Consider the following 17,374-nt stretch of genomic DNA (forward strand, 5'->3'; position numbering starts at 1 on the left):
CCGTCGGCGCATCCGCCGTACGGCGACCCCGACGGACGTAGCGACGCACCAGCCGAGCCCCGGCACGGGCCTCCGAGCCCCCGGGCCTCACGGCCGACCCGCCCTTTGCCCGAATCCACGAGGACACCTGTCTAGATGCCTGCGCACGAGTCCCCGAAGCAGTCCACCGAGCCCTCCTTGACCACTCCGCAGGCCGTGCGGGTCTGGCTGGAGTCGGCCGTCGCCGAGGCGGCCGGGCTGGACCTGCCCGCCGTCGACCCGGACCGGCCGATCGCCGAATTCGGGTTGGGGTCACGGCAGTTGGTGACCCTGGCGGCCGAGCTGTCCGCGTCGACCGGCCGCACCCTGGACCCGTCCCTGGTGTTCAACCACCCCACCATCGCGGCACTCGCGGAGGCGGTGTTCGCCGATCCGCCCGCCCCCGCCCCCACGCCCGCTTCGCCCGGCGGGGCGCCCGGGCGGCCCGACGACGACATCGCCATCATCTCCATGGCCTGCCGTCTCCCCGGCGGCGCCGACGACCCCGAGGGATTGTGGCGGCTGCTGGCCGCGGGCGAGGATGCCGTCACCGAGGTCCCGGCGGGCCGTTGGGACACCCAGGGGCTGCACGACCCCGACCCCGAGGCGACCGGCAAGGCGTACTCCCTGCGTGGCGGCTACCTCTCCGGCATCGACCGTTTCGACGCGGCCTTCTTCGGGATCTCGCCGCGCGAGGCCGCCGCCATGGACCCCCAGCAGCGGCTGCTCCTGACGACCGGCTGGGAGGCGATCGAGCGTGCCGGGATCGTCCCGGAGACGCTCAACGGCAGCTCCACCGGCGTCTACATCGGCCTGTACGACAGCGGCTACCTGGCCTCGGCCGCCCTGGACCAGCTCGACGGGCACGTCGGCACCGGCTCCGCGTCCAGTGTGGCGTCCGGCCGTATCGCCTACACCCTCGGCCTCCAGGGCCCCGCGGTCACCGTCGACACCGCCTGCTCGTCCTCCCTCGTCGCCCTGCACCTGGCGGCGCGGGCGCTCGCGGGCGGTGAGTGCGACCTGGCGCTGGCCGGCGGGGCGACGCTGCTGGTGACGCCGCGCGGGCACGTCGAGTTCAGCAGGCTGCGCGGGCTGTCGCCGTCGGGGCGGTGCAGCCCCTTCTCGGCGGACGCCGACGGCGTGGTGTGGGCCGAGGGCTGCGGCATCGTGCTGCTCAAGCGGCTGGCGGACGCGCGCCGCGACGGCGACCGGGTGCTCGCGGTCGTCAAGGGCTCGGCGATCAACCAGGACGGCCGCAGCCAGGGCCTGAGCGCCCCCAACGGCCCCGCCCAGGAGAGGGTGTTGCGTGCCGCCCTCGACGCGGCCGGGCTCCAGCCGCACGACCTCGACCACATCGAGGCCCACGGCACCGGCACCCCGCTCGGCGACCCCATCGAGGGCCGCGCCCTGTCCGCCGTCTTCGGCCCCGGCCGCCCCGCCGAACGTCCCCTCTGCGTCGGCTCCCTCAAGTCCAACATCGGTCACACCCAGGCCGCCGCGGGCATCGCCGGCGTCATCAAGACCGTACTGGCCCTCCAGCACGAGCGGATCCCGGCGTCCCTGCACGCCGGCACCCCGACCGAGCACATCGACTGGGCGCACAGCGGCCTGCGCGTACTGGACGGGGCCCACGCCTGGACACGGGACCCCGAGCGGGTCCGCCGCGCCGGCGTGAGCGCCTTCGGGATCAGCGGCACGAACGCCCATGTGGTGCTGGAGGAGGCGCCCGAGAACCAGCCCGGGAGGTCCGAGGATCAGCCCGGGACGCCCGCGGACCTCCCCGGCACGACCCTCTTCCCGCTGTCGGCCCGCACCCTGCCCGCACTGCGGTCCCAGGCCGACCGTCTGCTCCGAACCCTCGAACAGCAGCCGGCGCTGCCGCTCCCGGCCGTGGCCGCGACCCTCGCCCACCACCGAACCCACTTCGAGCACCGTGCCGTCGTCCAGGCGGCCGACCGCGGCGAACTGCTCACCGCACTGCACGCGCTCGTCGGGAGCCGCCCCGACCCCGACCGGACCGCAGGACCCGAACAGACGCTTCACAGCGGCAGGTTGGCGTTCGTCTTCCCCGGCCAGGGATCCCAGTGGCCCGGCATGGCACGCGATCTGCTCGACCGCGACCCGGTGTTCGCCGACGAACTCGACCGCTGCGACGCCGCCCTGCGCCCGTTCACCGAATGGTCGGTGACGTCCGTGCTGCGCGGCGACACGGGCGCCCCCGGACTGGACCGGGTCGACGTCGTCCAGCCGGTGCTGTTCGCCGTGATGGTGTCGCTGGCCGCCGTGTGGCGGGCCCGCGGCATCCGCCCGGACGCCGTGATCGGGCACAGCCAGGGCGAGGTCGCCGCCGCCTGCGTCGCCGGTGCCCTCAGCCTCAACGACGCCGCCGCGGTGGTCGCCCTGCGCAGCCAGGCCCTGACCGAGCTGTCCGGCACCGGCACCATGGCCGTCGTCGCCCTGCCGCACACCGACGTCGAGGCACAACTTGCCGCCCACGACGGCAGGATCAGCGTCGCAGCCGTCAACAGCGGCCGCTCGACGGTGATCGCCGGTGCCGTGGACGCGGTCGAAGCGCTGCTCGCCGACCTCGACCGGCAGCAGGTCTTCGTCCGCCGCCTCGACGTCGACTACGCCTCCCACAGCACCCAGGTCGAGACCGTCCGCACCACGATCCTCGAGGAACTCGACGGCGTCACCACCTACCCCACCGCCGTCGCCTGGTACTCCACGGTCACGGGCGAACCGGTCACCGAGGAACTCGAAGCCGACTACTGGTACACCAACCTGCGCGAGCCCGTGCGCTTCGCGCCGACCGTCGAGCGCATGGTCGCCGACGGCTACCGCTGCTTCGTCGAACTCGCCCCGCACCCGTCGCTGCTCACCGCCCTGCGCACCGTCGACGACGACCTGATCGCCGTCGGATCACTGCGCCGGGACGAGGACGGCCCCGCCTGCCTGGACCGCGCCGCCGCCGAACTCCACGTCCACGGACGGCGAATCGACTGGCGCCGCACGGTCCCGCCCGCCACCTGGGCCGACCTGCCGACGTACGCCTGGGACGAGCAGCGCCACTGGATCGAGCCCGCGACCTCCGCCACCGCCCCCGCCCCCGGCCTCTTCGACCGCGCCGCACACCCTTTGCTCGGCGTCCAGCTCCAGTCGGCGGACGAGACCCGCTGGACCTTCCGTAACGAGTGGTCCCCGGCCACCGCCGACTGGCTGCCCGACCACACCGTCTTCGGCCGGACCGTCGTCTCCGGCACCACCCTGATGGAGCTGTGCCGCGCCGCGCTCGCCGTGGCCCGCCCGGACACCGCCGCCGACGTCACCGGCCTGCTCCTCCTGGCCCCCCTCACGCTGCCCGCCACCGGCACGGTCGAGGTGTCCGTCGAGGTGGCCACCGCGGGGACCGCACCGGAGATCACGGTCCACAGCCGTCCCCGCGGCCAGGAGGCCACGGACTGGACCCTGCACGCCACGGCCTCCGCCGCCGACCCCGCCGCCACGCCGGACGACCGGCCGCCCACCTGGCCCGAAACGGCCGAACCGGCCTGGCACGACGACACGTACGAGCGCCTGAACACGCTCGGTCTCGGCTACGGCCCCGCCTTCCAGGGCGTACAGCAGGCCACCGCGTCCGCCGACGGAACCCTGCTGGCCCGCCTCGCGCTGCCGTCCGTCGCCCGTGACGCCGCCGACCCCTACCCGCTGCACCCGGCGCTCCTCGATGCCGCCCTCCAGGTGGCCGCCGCCTTCGACGCCACCGACCGGCGCGTACTGCTGCCGGTCGCCGTGGCCCGCTGTGTCCTGCCGCCCGGCGGCGCGACAGATCTCATTGCCTCCGTACGCCGGACGGACAGCGCCGGAACCGACGCCACGGACCTCACCCTCGACGTCACCCTGTGGGACGCCGACGGCTTCCCGGCGGGCCGTCTGGAGGGCGTACGCCTGCGGGCCGTCGACCCGGCCGACCTGAACAGCGCCTCGGAGAACGGGCGCCACCTGTACGAGGTGGCGTGGACGGCCGTCGCGGCCGCGGACACCGTCGGCGCCGACACGGTCGTACGATTCTGGCCCTCCGTCGGCTCCGAACCGGCCGCCGCTGCCCATGAGTTGGCGACGCAGGGCCTCGCCGAACTTCAGGCGCTGATCGCCCTCCCGCCGAATGAGGCTCCTGCGCGCACCTTCTGGGTGACCCGCGGAGCCGTCGCCGCCGCCGGCGGGGACGCGGTTCCGGGGCTCGCCCAGTCGGTGCTGTGGGGCCTGGCCCGCAGCGCCCGCGCCGAGCACCCGGATCTCGGGCTGACCCTGCTCGACCTCGACGGCGACGAACCGCCGCTCCTCCCCGCCGCGGCACTGGACGAGCCTGAACTTGCCCTGCGCGAAGGCCAGTTGCTCGCTCCTCGCCTGGTGCGAGCCCGTCCCGCGCCGCCCGAGAGCCCCAGCCGCATTCCCACTGACGGCACCGTGCTCATCACCGGGGGCCTCGGCGCGGTCGGCCGCCACATCGCCCGCATGCTCGCGGAGAGCGGCGTCACCCGCTTCCTGCTGACGTCCCGTCAGGGAGCCGACGACCCCCGAGCGGGCGAAGCCGTCGCCGAACTCGCCGCACTCGGCGCTTCGGCCGAGTTCGCCGCGTGCGACGTGGCCGACGCGGCGGCCCTGGCGGACGTACTGGACCGCATCGGCGACGACGCACCGCTGCGCGGAGTCGTGCACTGTGCCGGGATCCTCAACGACGGCGTGGTCGCCGAGCTGCACCCCGACCGCCTCGCACGGGTGCTGCGCCCCAAGGTCGACGGCGCCGCCCACCTGCACCGGCTCACCGCCGACCGCCCGCTCGACCTGTTCCTGCTGGTCTCCTCCGCGGCGGGGGTCGTCGGCAACCCGGGACAGGCCAACTACGCCGCCGCCAACGTCTTCCTCGACCAGCTGGCCCACCACCGCCGTGCCCTCGGCCTGCCCGCGGTCTCGGTCTCCTTCGGCGCCTGGGCGGGGGAGGGGCTCGCCGCCGAACACGCCGACCTGGAGCGCATGGCCCGACTCGGACACCGGGCCCTCACCCCCGACCAGGGCCGGGACCTGACCGCGCTGTCCCTGCGCCGCGACACCGCCCACCTGGTCGCCTGGGTGCTGGACCTGCCCCGGCTGCGGGCCGCCGCCCCGTCTGGCGCGCTGTGGCGCTCGCTGCTCCCTGCGGCCCGGCCGGCCCGGCCCGGCGGGCACACCCTGGCCGACCGGCTGGCCCGGCTGCCGGAAGCCGAACGTGCCGGGCGCGTCCTCGCCCTGGTGCGTGAGGAGGCCGCCCAGGCGCTCGGATTGCGTTCGGCGGAGTCCGTCCGCCCGGACCAGCCGCTGCGCGACCTCGGCATGGACTCGGTCACGGCCGTCGACCTGCGCAACCGCATCAGCGCCCGCATCGGCACCAAGCTCCCCGCCACCCTGCTCTTCGACCACCCCACGCCCACCCGCCTGGCCGACCACCTGCTGGGCGGCGTGCTGGCGACGGCGGGCAGTCCGAGCCGCAAGGCCGCCCCGGCGACCGTGGCCTCGTCGGACGAACCGGTGGCCCTGGTCGCCATGGCCTGCCGTCTGCCCGGTGGCGTCGACGACCCGGAGGACCTGTGGCGCCTGGTCGCGGAGGGCCGGGACGCGGTCGGCCCGTTCCCCGCGGCCCGGTGGGACGTCGAGTCGCTGTACGACCCCGACCCCGACGCGCCCGGCAAGTCCTACGCCCGCGAGGGCGGCTTCCTGGACGACATCGAGTCCTTCGACCCCGGCTTCTTCGGCATCACCCCGAAGGAAGCGGCGGCCATGGACCCGCAGCAGCGCCTGCTGCTGGAGACGGCCTGGGAGTCCCTGGAACGCGCCGGTATCGTGCCGGCCGACCTGGCGGGCAGCACGACCGGCGTGTACGTCGGCATGTTCGGCAGCGACTACCTGTCCGGCACCCGGCTCGACCAGCTCGACGGATACGTCGGCACCGGTTCCGCCCTCAGCGTGGCCTCGGGGCGGCTCGCCTACACGCTCGGCCTGAACGGGCCCGCCCTCACGGTGGACACCGCCTGCTCGTCGTCGCTGGTCGCCGTCCATCTGGCGGCGCAGGCGCTGCGCGCGGGCGAGTGCGATCTGGCGCTCGCCGGCGGCGTCACGCTGATGGTCACACCGCAGACGTTCGTCGAGTTCAGCCGGTTGCGGGGCCTGTCCCCGACCGGGCGCTGCCGTTCCTTCTCCGACGCCGCCGACGGGGCCGTCTGGGCCGAGGGCGCCGGCATGGTCGTACTGAAGCGACTGAGTGACGCCCGCCGGGACGGCGACCGGGTCCTGGCCGTGCTGCGGGGCACCGCCGTCAACCAGGACGGCCGCAGCCAGGGACTGTCCGCGCCGAACGGACCCGCGCAGGAGCAGGTGATCCGGCGCGCGCTGGACCGGTCCGGGCTGCGGCCCGACGACATCGACTTCGTCGAGGCGCACGGCACGGGCACCACCCTGGGCGACCCGATCGAGGCGAACGCCCTCACCGAGGTCTTCGGAGCCTCGCGCACCGAGGGGCGCCCGCTGTACCTCGGCTCGCTGAAGTCCAACGTCGGCCACACCCAGGCCGCTTCGGGCGTGCTCGGACTCATCAAGGTGGTCCAGTCCCTGCACCACCGGACCCTGCCGCGCACCCTGCACGCCGACACACCCAGCCGGCACGTCGACTGGGCGGACAGCGGACTGCATCTGCTGCGTGAGCAGGTCGCCTGGCCCGCGTCGGTCGAGCGGATCCGGCGTGCGGGTGTGAGCGCGTTCGGGATCAGCGGCACCAACGCGCATGTGATCGTGGAGGAGGCCGAACCCGCGGCCGGATCGCCGGGCACTGAAGCGCCCCTCGGGAAGCACCTGTTCGTCCTGTCCGGCCGCAGCGGGACCGGACTGCGCGGGCAGGCCGCCGCACTGGCACACGCCCTCGCCGACAACCCGGCCACCGAAGCATCGGACGTCGCGTACACCCTGGCCCGCCACCGCAGCCACTTCGAGCGCCGTGCGGCCGTCGTGGCCGAGGACCGGGACGAACTCCGTTCCGTACTTGGCGAGTTGGCTGCCGGACGCATCCCGCTTCCGCAGCACCGTGAGGAGCAGTCGGGCAAGGTCGCCTTCGTCTACTCCGGACACGGCGGCCAGTGGCCCGGCATGGGGCTCGACCTGATGGGGGAGTCGGAGGCCTTCGGTGAGGAGCTGACGCGGATCGACGAAGCCGTGGAGCGGCACGTCGGCTGGTCCGTGCTCAACGCCCTACGGGCGCCCGAGGAGTTCTCCCCGCTGGAGCGCACCGAATACCTGCAGCCGACGCTGTTCGCCGTGAACGCGGCGCTGACGACCGCGTGGCGTTCGCTCGGCGTCACCCCGGACGCTGTCGTCGGGCACAGCCTGGGCGAGATCGCCGCCGCGTACAGCGCCGGCGCGCTCACCCTGGACGACGCCGTCGCCGTGGTGACCGGGCGGGCCCAGGCGGTCGTACCCGTCGCGGGCAAGGGCGGCATGCTGTCCCTGAACCTGCCGCGTCCCCGGGTGGAGGAACTCCTCGCCCCGTACGCCGGCCGGCTGTTCGTCGCCGCCGTCAACAGCCCGCACTCCACAGCGGTCTCGGGTGACTCCGACGCCCTGGCCGAACTGCGCCGCGGTCTCGACGAGCAGGGCATCGAGGCCCGCTCGCTGTCGACGCCGTTCGCCTCGCACACCCCGCTGATGGCCCCGCTGCGCGACGAACTCCTCGACCGACTCTCCGGCGTCCACGGCACCCCGGCCCCGACCCCGCTGTACTCGACGGTGCTGGCCGAACCGGTGCCGGGCGACCGCCTGGACTCCGCCTACTGGTACGCCAACCTGAGCGAACCCGTGCGCTTCGCGGACACCGTGCGCCGCATGCTGGACGACGGCTACCGCTACTTCGTCGAACTCAGCCCGCACCCCTCGCTGGGCTCGTCCATCGAGGCGGTGGCGGCCGACGCCGGAGTCGACGCGGTGAGCATCGGCTCGCTGCGCCGCCACCGGGGCGGCAGCGACGTACTGCTCGGCAGGCTGCGGGAGTTGTACACGGCGGGCCACACCCCCGAGTGGCCGACGCTGTTCCCGGCCGGCCGCCGCGTCGACCTGCCGACCTACGCCTTCGCCCGCGAACGGCACTGGCTCGCCCCCGCCCCGGCCACCGCGACCGGCGCCTCGCCGCTCCTGGGCACGCACGTCGAGGCCAGCGACGAGGCCGACCGGCACCTGTTCCAGAGCGAGGTGGACCTGCGTGACAGCCGCTTCGCCTATCTGACCGACCACCGCGTGACCGGCGAGGTCTGGCTGCCCGGCGCCGCCTTCCTCGGCATGGCGCTGGAGGCCGCGTCCGCGGTCCAGGACGGCGGCGACGTACGGCTCGCCGACGTCGGGTTCCTCCAGCCGCTGTGTCTGGACGAGTCCCGGCCGACGCGCCTCCAACTGGTCCTGCGCCCCGCCGTCGACGGCGCACGGGACTTCACCATCGCCTCGGCACCGGCCGGCGATGAAGGGTCCGCGACCTGGGAACGCCACGTCACCGGCCGCATCACGACCGGCCCTGCCACCACCGCAGAGCCGACCGAGCCGCTGTCCGCGCTGCGGGAACGCTGCACCGAACAGGTCGACCTGCCCACCGTCTACGGCGCGCTCGCATCCCTCGGCATCGAGTACGGCCCCGCCTTCCGCGGCCTGGAGTCGGGCCACCGCACCCCGTCCGCCGGCCTCGCCCGGCTCGCCGACAGGCCCGCCGCCGGCCATCTGCTCCACCCGGCCGTCCTCGACGCCGCCTTCCACACGGCCGCGCTGCCCGGCGACGCGCCCCAGGGAAGGGCGTTCGTGCCCGCCGGAGTCGGTCGCCTCCGCCACACCGGGCTGCGCACCACTCCGATGTGGGTGGCGTGCGAGCTGCGGTCCGTGTCCGGCGACGGCGCGACACTCGACCTGCGCCTGTACGACGACAACGACCAACTGATCCTGGAGGCGGATGAGTTCCGGCTGGCCGCGCTCTCCCCGCTGGACGGAGCGCTCTTCGAGACCCGCTGGCAATCCCGCCCCGCCGCCGACGAACCGCCCGCACAGGGAAGTTGGCTGATCCTGGCCGACGAGTCCGGTACGGCGGCCGAACTGGTCGAGCGGCTGGGCACCTCCGTGCCGTACGTGATCGCCCGCCGCGGTGAGTCCTTCGCCGCCGAGGGCCCCGGGCGCTACGTCCTCGACCCGGCCGACCCGGCACACCTGTCCCGCCTGCTCGACGAGGCCTTCGCGAGCGAACCGCCCGCGCGGATCGTGCAGATGACCGCCCTGGACGCGCCCGCCGTCGAGGACGACCGCACGGCCGAGGAAGCCGCCCGGCTCTGCTGCCTGAGCACCCTGCACCTGGTACGCACCCTCGCCGACCGCACACAGACCGCGGCACCCCGGCTCTTCGTCGTCGTACGCGGCAGCCAGGCGGCCGGCGACAGCACGCAGGTGACGCACCCTCAGCAGGCGCTGGGCTGGGGCTTCGGCCTCGCGGTGGCGCAGGAGTACCCGGAGCTGAGGACCACCCTCGTCGACCTCCCGCCGACAGGCGGCGCCGACGCCCTGTGGAACCAGCTCCGACACGCGGACGACGAACGGCTCGTGGCCCTGCGCGGTACCGAGCGCCTGGTGCCCCGTCTGACCCGCACCCGCCCCGACGACGCCGGAAACGGCACGACCTCCCCGGACGGGGCGTACCTGATCACCGGTGGTCTGGGCGGTCTCGGCCGCGTCGTCGCCGAGCGGCTGGTCCGCCGGGGCGCCCGACGGCTGGCCCTGATGAGCCGCGGGGCGCCGGGCGCCGACGCCCGGGACTGGATCCGCCAGCTCGAGGAGCGGGGCGTGGCCGTGCACTTGGCCCGCGCCGACGTCGCCGACCGGGCCGGGCTGACGGCGGCGCTGGACGCCGTACGCGGGGAACTCGGCCCCATCACCGGGGTCGTGCACGCGGCCGGTGTCCTGGACGACGCCACCATCGCCAACCTGACCGACGAGCGCGTCCTGCGCGTCCTCGCCCCGAAGGTCCTGGGCACCGCGCTGCTCACCGAACTGGCCCCGGACGCGGCCGACTTCGTCCTGTTCGCCTCGGCAGCCGGCCTGCTCGGCTCGGCCGGACAGAGCCCGTACTCGGCGGCCAACGCCTTCCTCGACGCCTGGGCGCACCATCTGTCCCGCACGGACCGGCGGGCGCTCAGCCTGGACTGGGGTGCCTGGTCGGGCGTCGGCATGGTGTCGGAGTCCGGCGCCCGCGAGGCCGAGACCGCCCGCTCCGGCCTGGTCGCGTTCTCCGCGCAGGACGGCGGCGAGCTCTTCGAGCGGGTGCTCACCACGGCCCGTCGCCAGCTCGCACCGCTCGCCCTGGACTGGGAGATGCTGGCCCTCGATCCCGACGCCGCCCGCACCCGCCCCGTCCTGGCCGACCTGGTCACCGTCCCGGCCGGCACGCCCGGCTCGGACGACCTGGTCAGGAAGGTGTTCGCGGCGACGTCCGACACCGAGCGGACCGCACGCCTGGAGGCATACGTGCGCGCCAGGGTCGGCGAGGTCTCCGGCGGCGCCGTCCAGGTCTCCGCGACCACCGCCCTGAAGGAACTCGGCCTCGACTCCCTCATGCTGGTGCGGCTCCGCAACGCCTTCGCCCGCGAACTCGGCGTCGAACTCCCCGCCGCCACCGTGTTCTCGGCCGCCGACATCCGCGGCCTGGCACAGGCCCTCGGCACCGCGCTGCCGGAACGGGAGACAGCGGCGGCCGCCGGGCCGGAGCACGTCGCCGAGGTCCCCGACACCGAGACGCACCCCGCCACCCGCGACGTCGTACGGCTCCTGCGCAGCGCCCAGCCCGCCATGCCCGACGCGGCCCACGCCGTCGGCCTGGCCGTACGCCTGACCACGCCGACCACCCGCGAGACACTCACCGGAATCCTCACCCGCCTCACCGCCCGGCACGCGGCCCTGCGCACCGCCATCGTGCCCGCCACCGAGGGCGGACGGGAGCTGCGAGTGGACCGCGTCCTGCCGGAGCCGCCGCTGCGCTGGACGGTCGTCCCGGACGGCACCCCGCTCGACGCCGCCGAGGGACTGCGCGAGCTCCTGGAGCCCGCGTTCGACCTCGCCGCCGCGCCCCTGTGGCGATTCGAGCTGCTGGACGGCGGCGAGCGCGGGCAGCTCCTGGTCTACGGCGCCCACCACGCCGTCAGCGACCTCCAGTCGCTGCTGCTGGTGGCCGGCGAGATCGACGCCGAGCTGTCCGGCGCCACACTCGACGACACGGTCAGCAACCGTGACGTCCGCCTGCTGATCGAGGCCCAGCGGACCGAGGAGCAGGCCGACGCGAGCACGGACGCCGCCGATTGGCGCGCGGCGTTCCAGGGCAGCGCACGCCTCGACCTGACCCTCAGCCGACCGCGCCCGCAGACGCGTACCTATCGCGCCGGCAGCGTCACCGTGGCGATCCCCGACGGGCTCATGGACCGCATCTCGGCCGCCGCGAGCCGCCTGGCCGTGACACCCGCCGCGTTCTGCCTGGGCACCCTGACCGTCCTGCTGGCCAGGAAGCGCGAGCGTGAACGCTTCGTCCTGGCCGTGCCCGTGGACACCCGCATCCACGCCGACGCCTACGACGCGCTGGGCTTCTACGGCGTGCCCGTGCCCTTCCCCGCCGAGGCGGGCGCGGAGGAGCGCGTCGAGGAGGTGCTGCGACGCACCGACGGCCGACTGGAGAGGGTGCTGACCAAGGGCGCGATGTTCTCCGACGTGCTTCCGGTGCTGGCCCGCGGGGGCCTGTACCGGCCGAACGCACCGCTGGTGGAGGTGTACTTCAACTACGTGCGCGCCGCCCGCGGGCTCACCGCCCTGGAGGTGCTGCCGGCCGGGACGGGCTACTCCGACCTCGACCTGATGATCACCATGACCCCGGACGCGGGCCGGATCCGCCTCGACCACAACCTCGACATCCTGGACCGGGAGACGGCCACCGAGCTGGGCGAGGAACTGCTGCGTCTGCTCGCGGAGACGGCAGAGGACCCGTCGGGCCCGGTGCGGACGGCAGCGGCCCCCGCCGTGAGCCACTCACTTGCTCTCGCCGCCACCTTCGCCCTCGGCAACCTGCCGCTGATGTGCGAGACGGCGGTCGACGCCTCGGCGGACGACGGCAGCGTGACGACCGTCGCCGAGGCCCCGTACCACCACGTCCTGCCCGCCCTGCGCGACCCGTCCGGAGTCTTCGCCGACCCGGCCACGACCACGGGCGTCGTCCTGCTGCGGGCGACGGACCTGGAACGCTTCGGCCCGCTCGACGACCGGTTGCTGGCCGAGCTGCGCATCGCCTACCCGGCCGCACTGCGCGCGGTCGCCGAGAACACCCGCAAGCCGCTGATCGTCGGCTTCCTGCCCTCGGTTCTGACAGAGGACCGGCTCAGCCGTTGGGAACAGGAGGTCGCCGCCGAGCTGGCGGACGTGCCCGGCATCGCCGTCGTCGGCCCCGACGAGTGGACCCGGCACCACTCCGTCGAGGAAGCCTTCGACGAGCGCACCGAAGCCATGGCCCACCTCCCGTTCACCCCGCCCTTCCAGGCTGCCGTGGCACTCCGCCTTGCCGAGGTCGTCCGGGCCGTACGACGCCCCGCACCGAAGGTGATCGCCGTCGACGGAGACGAGACCCTGTGGGGCGGCGTGGCCGGCGAGATCGGCCCGGACGCCGTGGACCTGACCGGCCCGCGGGCCCTGCTGGCACGACGGCTGCTCCAGTGGCGCACGGCGGGCGCGCTGCTGGTGCTGGTCAGCAACAACGACGAGGACACCGTCCGCGCCGTACTCGACGGCCCGGACAGCCTGCTGAAGGCGGAGCACTTCAGCGTGCTCTCGGCGGCCTGGGGCCCGAAGCCGACCCGCCTGGCCGAGGCGGCGCACACGCTCAACCTCGGCCTGGACAGCTTCCTCTTCCTCGACGACAACCCGGCCGAGATCGCCAAGATGCGCGCCGCACTGCCGCAGGTGCTGTCGGTGACCTGCCCGACGGCGGGCGAACTGCCCGGGTTCCTCGGCAGGTTGTGGCCGCTGGTGCCCGCCGCGGCGACGGCCGAGGACGCATTGCGGGCGCGGTTCTACGCACAGGAACGCGAGCGGGACGCCGTCCGCGAGCAGGCCGGCTTCGAGGAGTTCCTGGCACAGCTGGAACTGGAGGTCGACGTCCGGGCCCTGGCCGACACCGACGTGCAGCGGGCCGAGCAACTCGTGCGCCGCACCAACCAGTTCACGCTGCGCGCCCGCTCCGCCGACGGCGGTGACGTCGCCCGCTGGCGCGAGCACGGCGAGGTGTGGACGGCGTCGGCCCGTGACCGCTTCGGCGACTACGGCCAGATCGGCCTGCTCGCCGTGCGCCACGAGGGCGACCAACTCGACCTCCTGGCCTGGCTGATGAGCTGCCGGGCACTCGGCCGGGGCGTCGAGGAACGCCTGCTGCAGTGGCTCGCCGACCGGGCCGACGAACTGCACTGCACCAAGATCCGGCTGCCGGCGGAGCGCACCCCGCGCAACACCCCTGCCCGCCGGGTGATTTCGGCGCTGGGCGGCGGCGATCAGGACGACGACCACCTGGAGACGGTGGTCACGCCGGAGTACCTGAGGACGTTCCGCTCCTGGCGACGGCAATGACGGTCCCGGTATCCGCGGACCACGGCGACGAAAGGGCAAGGCGACACGGTGAAGGGCTCTCATGCGTGAGGTGAACGAGAACGCGTCGGCGACCGCCGACCAGCGGGAGACCGCAGAGGCGATCGAACGGGGCGGCGTCGGTCTGACGGTGTCGGACCTGCTGGCCAGGGTGACGGGATCCACCGAGGCGTCGGTGCTGCCGGCCGAGTCGCTCGTGGGGTCGGCGGGAACGGCTCCTACGGGCGAGCAGCCGAAGAGGCCGGATGCCGCGGCCCCTTCGACGCCCGACCACCCCGTCGCCCCGAGCGTGTCCTCCCCGGCCCAGCCACACGACCTGGGAGAACTCGCCGCCGCTATCGCCACCGTGGCCGGCCGTTACGTACCCGCCGGGCAACTGGCGCCCGAGGCCGACTTCTTCGACGCCGGAGGCACCTCCGTGAGCGCCGTGGAGCTGGTCTCCGCGCTGGAGGACGAGCTCGGTGTCACGGTCGACCTGGACGAGGTGTTCGCCGATGCCCGGCCGGTCGCCCTGGCCAGGCACCGGCTGTCCGGTACGGCGGCAGCTCCGACCGCCGTACCGGAAACGCCCGTTCCCGCCGCGCTGCCCGCAGTGGTCCGGCCCGCGCCGGTCGCCACCCCGTCCGACGCCATGGCTCGCCCCGAGGACCTCAGCCAGATCCTGGCCGACCTGGCGCTCGCCGACCGCCTCCCCTTCGTGGCCTCGCCCGAGTCGCTGCCGCCCAGCCGCATCCTGCTGACCGGAGCCACCGGCTTCCTCGGCAGCCATATGCTCCTGGACCTGCTGCGCCACAGCGACGCGCACGTCTACTGCCTGGTCCGGGCCGCCGACGAGGAGGCGGCCGTCGCCCGGCTCGGCGAAGCGCTCAAGAACTACGCGCTGCCGTGGTCGTCGGAGGTCCGCCGCCGCGTCACCGTGCTCCCCGGCGACATCCGGCAACCCCACCTGGGCCTGTCCGACGAGGTCTGGAACACCCTCACCCACGAACTCGACAGCGTCGTCTCGGTCGCCGCCGCCGTGGACTTCCTGCGGGGCTACCAGTCACTGCGCACCAGTAACGTCCTCGGCGCCCTCACCCTCGCCGAACTCGCCGCGACCGGACGCCCCAAGCCGCTGCACCACATCTCCTCCATCGCCGTGTTCAACGAGGTCGGCATCCCCTCCATGGGCGAGGACGACCCCCTCGCCCACATCGACCGCCTCATCGCGGGCTACGACCAGACCAAGTGGGCCGCCGAGGTCGCCCTGCGCCGCGCCCGCGACCACGGTCTGATCGTCACGGCGATGCGCCCCGGCGGCATCGGCGGCCACACCAGGACCGGCGCCTACAACGCCCAGGACCTCAGCTCCGGCCTCATCTCGGCCTTCGGCCGCTTCCGTACCGTCCCCGCCTTCCGCTACCTCAACGCAGCCCCCGTCGACTGGGTCAGCCGCGTCGCGGTCGCGGTCGTGTGCGAGCCGGACGCGTGGGGCTTCGACTACAACCTCACCGGCGTCCCCAACACCCTCGACGACGTCGTACGGGACATGGCGTTCGGCGGCATGCACGTCCGCGTGCAGGACTGGGACGAGTGGCGGGTCGACGCCCTGGCCCGTCTGGAGGCCGACCCGATCCCCGAACTGACCTTCCTCAGCCGCGTGTTGCAGAGCCCCACCGCGCTGAAGCTGTGCGAGGCCACCCTCAAGGGCCCGGCCTCCGTCGCCGACCGCACCGACACCCTCATCGAGGCCCTCGGTCTGCCGCCCGCCGTCCGCTACGACGCCCGCGCCCAGCTGAAGACGTTCGAGCGGCTCGCCGGCGACGGCCTGGCCCGCCTCCCGCACAAGGACGACCAGCCCTACCTGTGGTTCACCGAGACCACCCGGGGCGGTGTCGGCCCCGTCGACGGCAGCCCCGACACCCCCTGCTCGATGTCCCTCACCCTGTCCATCGCGAGCATGCACCAGCTTGTGACGGACCGCCGCGTCGACGTCCGCGGCGAGGTCACCTGCCCGACCCTGCACCCCGACCCGCTGACCGTGGCACGCGGCGACATCTGGATCCGCCCCGAGGAGGGCATCCCGCAGCGCCACGGCCTGCGCCACCAACTCCTGCGGTACCGCCTGGAGTTGACGGACGCCGACGGCGGCCGCTGGTGGCTGGAGGGCCACAAGTACGCGCGGGCCCGCCGAGACGTCTGGCGCCAGACCCGCGCCCTGACCGTGGAAATCGGCCGTGAGGGCGAACCGGCGAGCCTGGCCGGGGAGGTCGTCGTCCCCGCGGACTCCTACGTACGCGACCAGATCGACGGCATCAAGGTCGACCCGCGCCTGACCGGCCAGGAGAAGCGCGCCGCCAAGCTCACCTGGCTCGCCTGGTTCGGCCTGGAGATGGGCCGCGGACTGGTCGGCCCCTTCGCCCGTGCCGCCGCCGACCTGCTCGACCTGCGCCGCACCCAGACCCCCACGGAGCAGCACCGATGATCTTCCGTACGACGAACCCCAGGGCCACCCGGCCCGCCCTGCGCAAGGTCAGGTCCACCACCGCCCTGCGTCCGCTGCGCCACCGGCTCGATCCGGCGAGGGTCGAGGAGATCCCGTTCCGCGCGAGCGACGGCGTACGCCTCGGCCTGACCCGGGTCGACCCGGGCGAGCGCGACCGCCCCGTCGTCCTGCTCCTGCACGGGCACACCGCCTCGGCCGACATGTTCCTGCTGCCCGAGACCCGCAACCTGGTCGACGTCCTCCTCGACGACGGCTACGAACCCTGGCTGCTCGACTGGCGCGGCAGCTGCCGGCTGCCGTACAACGAGACCGGCGGCCGCTACACCTACGACGACGTCGCCCTCTACGACATCCCCGAGGCCGTCGCCCACATCCGCGCCCGCATCGGCGACCGCCCCCTGTTCGTCGTCGCCCACTGCATCGGCTCCCTCACCCTCTCTCTGAGCATGACGGCGGGCCTGGTGCCCGGCCTCGCGGGCGTGGTGTCCCAGGGCGTCTTCCTCACCCCGAAGCTCGCGGGCCGCACCTCCCTGAGCATGACCCTGGCCGGGGAACTGCTGAAGTCCCGCATCGACCACATCCCCGTCGACTTCCGCAAGGTCGGCCTGTGGTCGAAGTACACCCCGCTGTTCGCGCTGGCCTCCCGCAAGGCGAGCTGCCCGGACCCCACCTGCCAGATCCTGCACAACTCGGCCTGGGGAACCGGCGCCTCCCTCTTCGTCCACGAGCACCTGACCGACATCACCCACGGCAGGCTCGCCGAACTCCTCGGCCCCGCCCCGCTGTGGATCCTGCCGCACCTGCGCCGCATCGAACTGGCCCGCACGGTCGTCCGCTGGCACGACACCGACCACCGCTACCGGGCGCTGCCGCAGAACGCCCTCGACGCGGCGGCCCGCATCGACACCCCCGTGCTGCTCCTGGCCGGCAGCGAGAACGGCCTGTGGCTCGACTCCCAGAAGCTGTGCCACGACGTCCTCGCCCGCCGTCAGCCGCAGCTCGACGTGACGTACACCGAGATCCCCGGCTACGGCCACCTGGACACGTTCCTCGGCAGGGGAGCGGCGCTCGACGTGTTCGGTCACATCCTCGATTTCCTGGGCGAACGGCGATGACGGCGGGCCTGTCGGCCGGATACCGTACCGGTCAGTAACC

At 74.0% G+C, this 17,374-nt stretch carries 3 protein-coding genes; all 3 read left to right on the forward strand.

What is annotated here, in order from left to right:
* The first annotated feature begins 135 nt into the window (after nucleotides 1-135).
* The 3 genes from CP983_RS41485 to CP983_RS41495 all read left to right on the forward strand — a co-directional run bounded on the left by CP983_RS41485 (nucleotide 136) and on the right by CP983_RS41495 (nucleotide 17,334).
* Nucleotides 136-13,716: a type I polyketide synthase gene (locus CP983_RS41485; protein ID WP_150505600.1), complete on the forward strand. Its 13,581-nt coding sequence runs from the start codon at nucleotides 136-138 to the stop codon at nucleotides 13,714-13,716.
* 61 nt (nucleotides 13,717-13,777) lie between these two features.
* Nucleotides 13,778-16,198 (forward strand): thioester reductase domain-containing protein, encoded by a 2,421-nt coding sequence (locus tag CP983_RS41490; protein ID WP_150505602.1) that lies wholly within the window; start codon nucleotides 13,778-13,780, stop codon nucleotides 16,196-16,198.
* Nucleotides 16,195-17,334 (forward strand): alpha/beta hydrolase, encoded by a 1,140-nt coding sequence (locus CP983_RS41495; RefSeq protein WP_150505604.1) that lies wholly within the window; start codon nucleotides 16,195-16,197, stop codon nucleotides 17,332-17,334. The genes CP983_RS41490 and CP983_RS41495 overlap by 4 nt, the downstream gene beginning before the upstream one ends.
* Nucleotides 17,335-17,374: the final 40 nt, after the last annotated feature.

Source organism: Streptomyces chartreusis (genome assembly GCF_008704715.1).
Lineage (GTDB): Bacteria > Actinomycetota > Actinomycetes > Streptomycetales > Streptomycetaceae > Streptomyces > Streptomyces chartreusis.